This is a genomic window from Agromyces seonyuensis, from assembly GCF_009789225.1.
Taxonomy (GTDB): Bacteria; Actinomycetota; Actinomycetes; order Actinomycetales; family Microbacteriaceae; genus Agromyces; species Agromyces seonyuensis.
The window spans coordinates 1-10,894 of sequence record NZ_WSTA01000107.1 but is presented as its reverse complement, the minus strand read 5'-3'; the positions used below and the strand labels follow the sequence as shown (position 1 = coordinate 10,894).

Sequence of the window (10,894 nt, the reverse complement as noted above, 5' to 3'; positions counted from 1 at the left end):
CGGCATCCGCGTTGCCTACGTGACTGGGGCTCAGCCGCGTGCTCTCCCGATCCGCCGCGGCCGTTCCGGGGCTCGTCGAGGGCGTGGACGCCGCCGATGCCGGGGCGGGCGAGGTCGCCGCCGGCGCCGACGACGCCGCGTCGGGCGGGGCATCGCTGCGCGACGGCACGGCGAGCCTCGTCGACGGCGCCGACCAGGTGGATGCCGGCGCGCAGCAGCTCGCCTCGGGCCTCGCCGAGGCGACGGCGCAGATCCCGGCCTACTCGGACGATGACATCGACGCGCTCACCGGCGTCGTCTCCGAGCCCGTCGTCGCGACGCGCACCGAGATCCCGCCCGGGCAGGCGTCGGTGCCGTTCTTCGGAGTGCTCGCCCTCTGGATCGGCGGGCTCGTCATCGCGCTCGCCCGCAAGGCGGCGCCCACGGCCGAGCTGCTCGGCCCGCGCCGCTCGCTCGCGATCGCGCGCGACGCCGTGTGGCCGGCAGCGGCCGTCGGAGCCGGTCAAGGGTTGCTCATCGGGGTCGCGCTCACCACGGCCGTCGCCGTCGACCCGCCGTCGTGGCTCGGCTTCACCGCCGCGGCGATCGGCATCGGCGCCGTGTTCGCCGTGCTCCAGCAGGGCATCGCAGCAGCGTTCGGCGGCCCGGGACGGTTCGCGGCGGTGCTCGTCGCCGCGATCGCACTCGCGGCAGGGCTCTCCTCGACGGTCCCCGGCATCCTCGCCACGACGGCCGCCGCGCTGCCGACGACCCCGGCCGCCGATCTGCTCCTCGGCGCGCTCAGCCCCGCGGGCGGCCCCGCGATGCCGGCGATCCTGACCCTCCTGCTGTGGGCGGCCGTCGGCTTCCTCGGCACCCTCGCCGGCGTCGCGCGGCGACGCACGGTCGTCCCGCGCACCCTCGCGATCCGCTGAACCCTGGAGTTCTCCAGCCTCCGCTGCTACCGTGTGCGAACCATGGGTGGCTGGTACTACTTCTACATCTGATCGGAACGCCGTGTCCGAGCTTCGGCTCCGCGGCCCCGTCTCCTCGCGCAACGCCTGCGCGCCTTCTCGAGTACGCACCGATCCGATCCGCGCCGTCCAGCCCGCGCCTCCGACCGTCGACCGCGACCGTTCCGTCGAGTCCCGCCCCGAGCCGCACCGGATCCCGACCGCCGGATCGAGGAAGGCAATCCCCGCATGTTCCGATCCTCATCCCTCCCTGCCGACACCCCCGCGAGCCGGGCGCACGCGACCGATCCCGCGGATGCGACGGCGCTCGCCGGTCCCGCCCGCGTGCAGCTGCGCGGCGCCGCCGTGCGCTTCGCCGAGCGCGTCGTGCTCGACGGCCTCGACCTCGACCTCGCCGCGGGCGACCGCGTCGGGCTCATCGGCGACAACGGCGCCGGCAAGTCGACGCTGCTGCGCCTGCTCGCCGGTCGGCTCGAGCCGACGGCGGGTTCGGCGCTCGTCGCCGCGCCCGGCGGCATCGGCCTCCTCGACCAGGAGCTCGAACTGCCGCCGTCGGCGTCGATCGCCGACGCGATCGACGTCGCGCAGGCCGATCTCCGGGCGGCCGAGCGGGCGCTCGCCGACGCCGCCGACGCGCTCGGCGGCCTCGACGGCGCCGACCTCGACGCCGCGCTCGAACGCTACGCGACGCTCGCCGACCGGTTCGAGTCGCGCGACGGCTACGGCGCCCCGGCACGGCTCGCCCTCGCCCGCGCGGCCCTCGGCGTCGACGATCTCGACGACGGCCGCGCCTGGTCGACCCTCTCGGGCGGGCAGCGGCGCCGGCTCGCCCTCGCGGCGACGGTCGCCGGCGCCCCCGAGGTGCTGCTGCTCGACGAACCGACGAACGACCTCGACGACGACGCCTGGGACTGGCTCCTCGGCGCGCTCCGCGCCCACCGCGGCATCGTCGTCGTCGTCACGCACGACCGCGCCTTCCTCGATGCGCTGACCGGCGTCATCCTCGAGGTCGACGGCGGCCGGCTGCGGCGGTTCGGCGACGGGTACGCGGGCTACACGCGCACGCGCGCGGCCGAACGGGAGCGGCAGCGCCGCGACCACGAGGCCTGGGTCGCGGAGCGCGAGCGGCAGTCGACGCTGCTCGGCCGGAACGCCGCACGGCTCGAGGCGATCCCGCGCAAGTCCGCGTTCAACGGGTCGGGCGGAACCCCGGCGAAGTCGCACCAGCGCTCGACCGAGCACGGCACGATGAGCCGCGTCCGCAACGCGAAGGAGCGCCTCGCCCGCCTCGATGCGACCCCGGTCGCTCCGCCGCCCGAGCCGCTCGTGTTCGCGCCGTCGCTGCACGGCAGCGACTCGGATACCCGGGACGAGCCGATCCTCGCCCTCGACGGCGTGCGCGCTGCGGGGTTCGAAGCGGGGTCGCTCGCGCTCGGCCCCGGCGATCGCCTGCTCGTCACCGGACCGAACGGCATCGGCAAGTCGAGCCTGCTGCGCGCCATCGCGGGCGAGCGGGCCGCCGAGTCCGGCGAGATCCGGGTCGCGGGCCGGGTCGGGATGCTGCGCCAGCAGGTCGCACCGGCACCGGGCGGCCGGAGCGTCGTCGCCGCGTTCGCGACTGCCATCGGCCTCGACCGGGACGACGCCGCCGAGCGGCTCCTGCCCCTGGGGCTCTTCCGCCCCGAGGAGCTGGAACGCCCGGTCGCGGCGCTCTCGTTCGGGCAGCGCCGCCGACTCGAGCTCGCGACGCTCGTCGCCCGCCCGGTCGACCTGCTCCTGCTCGACGAGCCGACGAACCACCTGGCGCCCGCGCTCGTCGACGAGCTCGAGGCGGCGCTCCTCGCCTTCGCGGGCGCGGTCGTGCTCGTGACGCACGACCGTCGGCTGCGGGAGCGCTTCGCGGGGCGGCGGCTCGTCGCGGGCGCCGTGTCGTGACCGGGCGGATGCCTCGGGCGTGACGCGCGCTGCCGGCGGTCGACTCCCCGACCGCCGGCGGCGCTGCCTCACTGCGCGGCGAGCCACTCCGCGAAGGTCGGGCCGCGGAGCTCCGTCCCGGCGTCGGGCAGCACGGCGCCGTTGCGCAGGGCCTTCAGCATCGGCATCGGCAAGGCGACCGGGATGACCGGGCCGCGCTTCCCGCCGGCGCGGACGACGGCGCGAACGGCGTCGGACACGGACTCGGGCTGCGGTCCGGCGATCTCGACGGTGCCGCCCACCGGCTCGCCCTCGGCGACGTCGACGAGCTTCTCGGCGACGCTCCGCGCCGCGATCGGCTGGAAGGTGCCGGTCGGTGCGAGCACCACGCCCGCGAAGGAGGTCTGCGACGCCATCTGACCGGCGAACTCGTGGAACTGCGTCGCGCGGACGATCGTGTAGGGCACTCCGCCGGCCGCGACCTCGCGCTCCTGGGCGAGCTTGCCGGCGTAGTAGCTCTCGGGTGCGCGGTCGATGCCGACGATCGAGACGACCACGTGACGGCCGACCCCGGCCTCGCGTTCGGCCGCCAGCAGGTTGCGGGTGACCGCGGTGAAGAACTCCGTCGACGCCGTCGCCGAGAGCGTCGTGATGTTCGCGGCGTCGATGACCGCGTCGACGCCGGCGAGGCGCGCGGCGAGGCCGTGCCCCGCGATGAGGTCGACCCCGGACGACCGGGTGAGCGAGACGATCTCGTGCCCGCGTTCGCGGGCGACTTCGACGATGTGGTGGCCGAGCGTGCCGGTTCCTCCGGCGACGGCGATGCGCATGGTGCGGTTCCTCTCACGGCGATGGCGGCCGGCGTGCACCGGCGCGGCATCCATCGCCTTCATCCTGTTCGACGACGCGCCGGGCCGGAACACCGGACAGCGCCCGACAGCTCCGACCGGCGAACCCGGTCAGTTGTGACAGGAGCGAACGTTCGAGGAGGAACCGGGTCAGCGCGCCTTCCAGTACCCGCAGAAGTCGATGTCGGTCTTCGGGACGCCGCGCTCGTTGACGAAGAGTCGGCGGGCGCCGGTGGCGAGCTTCGACTCGCCCGCCGCGAACCCGTCGGTCGAGGCGCCGAACTCGAGAGAGGCGAGGCGCTCCAGGGCGAGGGAACCGGCGGCGTCGGCGTGGCTGCGCACGATCCAGTGCACCTCGACGCCGTCGGGACCGGCGAGCGGACGCTGGTCGGCGACGTCGGGCACTTCGATGACGGCGTGGCCGCGGATGCCGCGGGGCAGGTCGCGGAGGATGCCCGCGATGGCCGGCAGTGCGGTCTCGTCGCCGACGAGCACCGTCTGCTCGGCGCCGTCGACGTGCCGGTAGCCGCAGCCCTGGTCGATGAGGGCGACGTGCTGGCCGACGGGGAGGCTCGCGGCCCACGGGGCGGCGACGCCGTCGGTGCCGTGCACGACGAAGTCGATGTCGAGCTCGCCGGCGTCGGCGCGGAACTCGGCGACGGTGTAGTTGCGGAAGACCGGCTTGGTCGCCTTGGGCAGCAGCAGCAGGTACTTCAGGTACGAGGGCGTGTCGAACTTGCCGGGCAGGTTGTCGAAGCGCGTGTGGTCGTTCGTGGGGACCGCGAGGCGGAACCACTGGTCGAAGCCGAGGTCGCGCCAGCCCGACACCTCGTCGCCGCCGATGGTGACGCGCACGAAGTGCGGCGAGACCTGTTCGGCGCGCACGACCTCGGCGGTGACGAGGCCGGTGTCGGCGTGGGTGATGGCGATGTTGCTGCTGGCGGCCACAGCGGTCCTCCGGAACGAACGAGGGGATCAGGTGAGGCTCACCTTACCTGAGCTCCGCGCCGCTCGCGATCGTCGTGCCGCGCGCTACCGCACGTCGATGCCGAGCTGTGCCGCGAAGTCGGCGGCGAGGCTCACGATCTGCTCCTCGCCGAGCGTCGCGCCGCGCAACCCGGGCAGTCCCGTGATGCGGTGCAGTTCCGCATCCCGCAGATCGACGTGGGCGAGCCTCGCGTCGGTGACGTCGAGCGTCGCGATCTCCGTCTCGACGAACTGCACCCGCTGGGCGGCGGCGCCCCCGAGATCGAGCTCGTCGACGGTGCATCGCTCGAAGCGCACGTCGAGGAGCCGCGCCCCGCGCAGGTTCAGGTAACCGAGCTTGCAGTCGGCGAAGACCACCGAGGTCAGCGAGGCGTCGTACCACTCGGCCGAGCCGATGCGCGAGGACTCGATGGCGACGTCGCGCAGCCGCGCCCGCCTCGCCTGGAGGACCGGGGCGTTGATCCCCGAGAACTGCGACTCCAGTACGGTCGCGGCCGTGAGCACCGTGCCGTGCGCGCTGACGTTCTCGAAGCGGCATTCGGAGAGCTCGATGCCCGTCAGGTCGATGCCGTCGAGGTCGATGCCGTCGAACCGCCGCCCCTCGACGAGTCCGCCGTCGGCGAGATCGGCGAGCGTTCCCGGCTCGAGGTCGTCGAGACGGATGACGTCGATGGACGGGTGCTGGAGCGCTGGGCGTCGGGCCACGGTGGTTCCTCACTGTTCTCGGCCCGCGGTCGGCGGGGCGCCATGCAGTCAATCAGCCACCGCCGACGCTCGGCCGTCCGAGCGTCGGTCGCGGCACGGCGACCGGCCCGGCGCGTCACCGCCCGATGAGCCGATTCGCCCAGTCCGGGCCGACGACGCGGATGCCCGTGGGCAGCCGCTCCCGGAGCCCGCGGTCGGCCGTGGCGACGAGCATCCGCTCCCCCGCGGCGAGGCCGGCGGTCGCGACCTCGACGATCGCCGTGTCGCCGTCGTGCGGCGCGAGCACGACCCGGATGTCGGCGGGCACGTCGGCGGTCTTCGCCCGGCCCTCGAGCACGGCGGTGATCGCCGCGAGCCGCACGGTCGCGCCGTCGGGGCCGTCGGTGTCCGTGCCGGTGAACGGCGCGAAGCGCGCCAGCAGGGCGCCCGCGGCTCCCGCGCGATCGCGCCACCAGCCGTCGGGGCGGGAACCGAGCACGTTCGCGACGTCGAGCACGAGGTGGATCGGCGGCGGCTCGGAGGGCATGCCCCGAGGCTACCGGCGGCGGGAACGCCGCGGCCGGGCATCCTGCGAGAGGATGCCCGGCCGGATGCAGACGGTCGTGCTCGGCGGGACGCGCTCAGTCGGGTGCGCCCCGGGTTCGCTCAGGCGCCGTTGCGGCGACGGCGCGCGATGAGGGTGCCGCCGGCGACCGCGCCGGCGCCCAGGAGGCCCGCGCCGATCGCGACGGCGGCCACCTCGATGCCGACGCCGAAGGCGTCGCCCTGGTCCGTGCCGGCCTCGACGCGCTCGGCGTCCTCGGAGACGACGGCCTCGACGGTGCCGGACTCGGTCCCGTCGGCGACGGCGGCGTCGACGGTCCCGTCGGCGACGACCTCGTCCGCGAGGAGCTGCGCGGTGACGTCCTCGGACACGGCGGAGCCGTTGCGAGCGGCGCCGCCGGTCGCGGTGCCGGCGGCGGCGGTGCCGGTCTCGGCGGTCGCGGAGCCGGTTCCGGTCGCAGTGCCGGTTCCGGTCGCAGTGCCGGTTCCGGTCTCAGCACCGGTTCCGGTCTCGACGCCGGGCGTCGTCGGGTCTTCGACGTCGGGCTCGACGACCGGCGCGGCGACGAGCTCGACAGCGGCTTCGGCCGTCTGGCCGCTCGTGGCGCCGGCCAGCTGCACGCGCACCGTGCCGGCGGGGGTGGTCTCGGGGATCTCGACCTCGGTCGCGACGGTGCCGTCGCCGGCGGCCTGCATCCAGCGCCCGACCTGCTTGAGGCCCTCGGCGTTGTAGACGGTGGCCGAGACGGGCTCGTAGGGCAGGAAGCCCTCGGCGGCCAAGGCCACGGCGCCGCTGCCGGTCAGGGCGGCGGGCTCGGCCGGGACGGTGACGCTCGGCACCTCGACGGCGGTCTCGGGGACCTCGGGGAGGACGTTCGGCATCGGCGGTGCCGAGTCGGTCGTCTCGGTGGAGATGTCGGTGAAGAGGATGCCCTGGTCGGCGGCGGCGGGGACGGCCGTCACGTCGGAGTCGAAGCCCGCGCCGGTCTCGGACGGGGTCGACTTGGTCAGGCGGAAGCCGATGTCGTCGATCGCCTGCGGCGCGGCGAAGTAGTCCTCCCACGAGGTCAGGCCGGCCTCGGAGACGAGCTGGCCGTCGACGCGAACCTCCATGACGTCCTCCTGGCCGTCGAGGAACCAGTTGGTGACCTGCACGGTGTGCGGCACGCTCGGGTCGACCGACGCGAAGACGTCGGACTTCCAGGCGCCGTCCTCGTACCAGTAGCTGCCGATCTCGAGTGCGGAGTCGGTGTAGTGGAGGTTGACGACGCCGCCGTAGCGCGAGCTCGGGCCGATGGCGACGTCGGCGGCGACGCCCTCCTGGGCCGCGCCGGTGGCCGAGGCGACGGTGAACTCGGTCGTGAGGGTGTTGCCGGCGACGCCGGCGACGCTCGACTCGCCCGCGGGCTCGAACGTCGGGCTGCGCAGCGGCTGCACCTTCGAGGGGATGCTCGCGTTCGAGACGCGGAGCGACCGCTCGCCGGCATCCAGGCCGGATGCGGGGAAGTCGGCGTTCTCGACGAGCGCGAAGTCCCACGAGGTGTCGCTCGTGTTCCAGCCGTTCTGCTGGTTCGGGCTGCCCTGGCCCACGGTGTAGCCGGGCGCCGTGAAGTCGATGGTGTTCGCGGCCGCGGAGGCGGGCAGCACGCCGGCGATGGCGAGTGCGCCGCCGGCGAGGACGGTGACGACTGCGGCTGCGCCGAGGCGGCGGCCGCGCTTGCGGTTCGGACGGGAGGTTTCGGGGCCAGGTGTCTGCATGCGTTCCACATTGGCGACCAGCCCTTGAGCATTCCTCCAATTTTGTTGGACAAAAAAGGTACATAGCCTGGCTATACCATGGGAGGCGTTCAGGTTGCTCACAGGTTCGCCGAGGCCCGGCACGCGCCGGGACGCCGGGAGCGCGTGTCAGTCGCCTGCGTCTGCCGCCGCGGCGTCGGCGGCCGCGAGCCGCGCAATCCGGGCTCGGGCGACCCGCTCGCTCGGGCCCTGACGGCCGAGCACCAGCAGCCCGAGCAGGAGGATGCGCGTCAGCGCGACCGCGGGCCACCACGGCCGCTTGAGCCCCAGCAGTCGCCGATGCTCGGGCGCGAGGGAGGCGACCGCGCCGCCGAAGAGGATCGGGTACACCCGGCCCGAGAGCCCGGGCAGCCCCGGCCGCCGGATGAAGCGCACCGCCTCGCGCACCCGCTCGTCGACCTTCGCCTCGACGAGGAAGCCGGCCAGTTCGGCGCGCAGGTCGGCGAGCGTCTCGGGCGGGTCCTCGACGCCCATGAGCCGCCCGGCCCGCGCCCATTCGCGCACGTACGCGTCGGCGCCGCCGGGGATGCGGCCGCCCCACACCTCGTGGGCACCGATGAAGGCCTCGGCGAAGGCGTCGTGCACCCAGCGCAGCAGGTGCGGGTCGTTCGCCGAGTAGGGCTGCTCGACCCCTGCCGCGTCCTCGTACGTGCCGCGCACGCGCACGTGCAGGCGCGTCACCATCGCGCACGACGCCTCGGCGGCGCGCCGGTCGCCGAAGGTCGTCGTCGCGATCCAGCGCACCGTGCCGTCGAGCCGGCCGATCGGGTCGTGGTGGTAGCGGGAGTGGTCGTGGACACCGGCCATGGCCCCCGGATGCAGCGTCTGCAGCAGGAGCGCCCGGATGCCGGCGATGAGGGTCGGCGGTGCGCCGTTGACCGCCCAGACCGCGCTGCCGGGACCGAAGTACCCGGCGTCCTCGCCCTGCGCGAGGGCGATCGTCCACTCCGGCAGGGCGCCGCGCACGCGCGCCCCGGGATGCCAACGGGCCGAAGCCTCGCGTCGTCGCTCTGCCGTGCCCCCGCCCATAGTCGAAGATACCGCCGGGCGGGGACGATGTCAGCCGAGCGCCGAGATCACGTCGGCGATCATGCCGATCGTGGCGGGGGTCTCGTCGGCTGCCGGGGTGAAGCCGAGACGCGCGACGACGAGCCCCTCGCTCGGGATCACGATGAGCTTCTGGCCGTCGTGGCCGTTCGCGGAGAACGTGTCGGCGGGCAGTTCGGGCCAGCGGAGTTCACCGTCGAGCATCTCGTTCGTCCGCCAGCCGAGGCCGTAGCCGGGGTCGTCGGTCGCGGTGTAGTCGTCGACCTCGAGCGTCTCGTCCATCCAGCCAGCGGGCAGCAGGCGCTGTCCGTTCCAGACGCCGTCCTGCAGCGCGAACTGCCCGATCGCGGCCCAGTCGCGCGGGCTCGCCCAGAGGTAGGAGGAGCAGACGGGGGTGCCCACGGCATCCGCCTCGAAGACCGCCGTCGAGAGGCCGAGGGCGCCGAGCACGCTCTGCCGCGGCAGGTCGGCGCCGAGGCCGGTGCGCTCGGCGAGCACCGAGCACAGCAGCGTCGTCGAGCCCGACGAGTACTCCTGCACGGTGCCCGGCTCCGACTCGAGCGGCAGGCTCGCGACGTAGGCGCCCATGTCGGGCTCGCCGTAGAGCATCTGCGTGATGGGCGTGCCGAGGTCGTAGGTCTCGTCCCACTCGAGGCCGCTCTGCATGCGCAGCAGGTCCTCGACCGTGATGGATGCACGCTCGTCGGTCCACTCGGGCCGCAGGTGGTCGTCGTCCAGGCTCACGACGCCCTGCTCGACGAGCATACCGGTCAAGAGCGAGGTGACGCTCTTCGACATCGACCAGCCGAGCTGCGGCGTCGTCGCGTCGAAACCGTCGGCATAGCGCTCGCCGATCAACTCCCCGTCTTTGACGATGACGACGCCGCGCGTGCCGAGCGCCGTGCGCTCCACGTCGGGGAGGTCGACGCCGAACGCCTCGTCGAGGGCGGTCTCGATCGCCGCATCGGCGGCGGGCGTCGGCGCGTCGGCGAAGGGGTTGCCCGCCCCGTCGATCGCGGTGGCCGTGCCGAGGTCGGGCCGCTCGGCCGCGAGCGTGCAGCCGAAGCCCTCCGTGTACCAGGCGCGCTGGGCGGCGAGGACGCCGAGGATGCTCGCGCTCGTCGGGTCCCCGGCGCCGTCGGTGCGCAGGTAGGGCACGAGCGGGTTGTCGGGCAGGTCCGATGCGGGATCGCCGTCGCGGCCGGCGACCTCGGCGACGGCGCACGCGTTGTGGGCGGCGTAGCCGGTCCCGGTGCGGAGCATGGGCCGCTGCCACCAGTAGACGGCGGTGATCGCGGCGAGCAGGACGGCGATGACGGTGACGGCGACGATGCCGATCACCCTGCGGCGGGTTGACACCCGAGGATGCTATGTCGAGCCGGTCTCCGCCGACGAATCGGGCCATGGCCCCAGTCCGGGTCCAATCCGATCCCGCACACGCTCCGAACCCCCGGCAGCACGGCGGACGCCGTGCCCGAACCCAGGAGGCTCATCATGCGCAACTCTCCCAACCGCATCCTCGGCACCGTCTTCGGCGCCGTCTACCTGCTCGTCGGCCTGCTCGGCTTCGCCGTGACGGCGGGCGTCGGGTTCGTCGCCACCGAGGGCGGGCTGCTGCTCGGGATCTTCGCGGTGAACCCGCTGCACAACGTCGCCCACCTCCTCATCGGCGGGGCGTTGCTCGTCGCCGGCCTCGTCGGCGTGCCCGCGGCGAAGACGACGAACACGGTCGTCGGCGCGGCCTATCTGCTGCTCGGCATCGTCGGGTTCTTCCTCGTCGGCACCGCCGCCAACGTGCTCGCGCTCAACACCGCCGACCACTTCCTGCACCTCGCGAGCGCGATCGTGCTGCTCGGCGTCGGCCTCGCCGCGGACCGCGCGACGCACCCGCGCCGCTCGACTCACACGACGGCGACGGTCTGAGGCCATGATGTCGGCGCTGCTCCGGTACTGGCCGGCCCTGGCCGCCCTCGGCGGGGGCCTCGTGCTGATCGCGGTCGGCGCTGGGCTGCCGGGTGCCGGGGCGGCGTTCGTGGCCGTCGGGCTGGCGGGCCTCGGCTGGGCGGTCGCCGCCCTCCGGCTGGGCCGCCTGCCCGCGCC

Annotated in this window: 10 protein-coding genes; 3 read left to right on the top strand and 7 right to left on the bottom strand. The window is 74.3% G+C overall.

Annotated features, from left to right (window positions below; translation table 11 throughout):
• The first annotated feature begins 38 nt into the window (after nucleotides 1-38).
• Together GB864_RS16635 and GB864_RS16630 are read left to right on the top strand one after the other, a co-directional pair.
• A complete protein-coding gene (locus GB864_RS16635) occupies nucleotides 39-914 on the top strand; it encodes an ABC-2 transporter permease (protein WP_160426811.1) in 876 nt (291 codons plus the stop codon).
• 267 nt (nucleotides 915-1,181) lie between these two features.
• Nucleotides 1,182-2,888 carry an ABC-F family ATP-binding cassette domain-containing protein gene (locus GB864_RS16630; RefSeq protein ID WP_160426810.1) on the top strand — a complete coding sequence of 569 codons (1,707 nt, stop codon included), beginning with the start codon at nucleotides 1,182-1,184 and terminating at the stop codon, nucleotides 2,886-2,888.
• A gap of 68 nt (nucleotides 2,889-2,956) precedes the next feature.
• Here the strand turns inward: GB864_RS16630 and GB864_RS16625 are convergent, their stop codons facing one another.
• The 7 genes from GB864_RS16625 to GB864_RS16600 form a co-directional block, all read right to left on the bottom strand.
• Nucleotides 2,957-3,751 (bottom strand): SDR family oxidoreductase, encoded by a 795-nt coding sequence (locus GB864_RS16625; RefSeq protein WP_236779201.1) that lies wholly within the window; start codon nucleotides 3,749-3,751, stop codon nucleotides 2,957-2,959.
• 114 nt (nucleotides 3,752-3,865) lie between these two features.
• On the bottom strand, nucleotides 3,866-4,663 hold the full coding sequence (locus GB864_RS18830; protein ID WP_160426809.1) for an SIP domain-containing protein: 798 nt from the start codon (nucleotides 4,661-4,663) through the stop codon (nucleotides 3,866-3,868).
• Nucleotides 4,664-4,747: 84 nt separating this feature from the next.
• The gene (locus GB864_RS19020; protein ID WP_160426808.1) at nucleotides 4,748-5,407 is read right to left on the bottom strand and encodes a pentapeptide repeat-containing protein; all 660 of its coding nucleotides are present in this window, start codon (nucleotides 5,405-5,407) and stop codon (nucleotides 4,748-4,750) included.
• Nucleotides 5,408-5,522: 115 nt separating this feature from the next.
• Nucleotides 5,523-5,933, bottom strand: a complete 411-nt coding sequence (locus GB864_RS16610) for a hypothetical protein (protein WP_160426807.1) — start codon at nucleotides 5,931-5,933, stop codon at nucleotides 5,523-5,525.
• A 119-nt stretch (nucleotides 5,934-6,052) separates the two neighbouring features.
• Nucleotides 6,053-7,708, bottom strand: a complete 1,656-nt coding sequence (locus GB864_RS18255) for a hypothetical protein (protein ID WP_202107325.1) — start codon at nucleotides 7,706-7,708, stop codon at nucleotides 6,053-6,055.
• A 147-nt stretch (nucleotides 7,709-7,855) separates the two neighbouring features.
• Nucleotides 7,856-8,713, bottom strand: coding sequence for an oxygenase MpaB family protein (locus tag GB864_RS16605; RefSeq protein WP_336604054.1), 858 nt, complete (start codon nucleotides 8,711-8,713; stop codon nucleotides 7,856-7,858).
• 93 nt (nucleotides 8,714-8,806) lie between these two features.
• Nucleotides 8,807-10,153 (bottom strand): serine hydrolase domain-containing protein, encoded by a 1,347-nt coding sequence (locus GB864_RS16600; protein ID WP_336604053.1) that lies wholly within the window; start codon nucleotides 10,151-10,153, stop codon nucleotides 8,807-8,809.
• Between the two features lie 135 nt (nucleotides 10,154-10,288).
• Here GB864_RS16600 and GB864_RS16595 point away from each other — a divergent pair, with 135 nt between their 5' ends.
• Nucleotides 10,289-10,717 carry a DUF4383 domain-containing protein gene (locus GB864_RS16595; protein WP_160426805.1) on the top strand — a complete coding sequence of 143 codons (429 nt, stop codon included), beginning with the start codon at nucleotides 10,289-10,291 and terminating at the stop codon, nucleotides 10,715-10,717.
• Nucleotides 10,718-10,894: the final 177 nt, after the last annotated feature.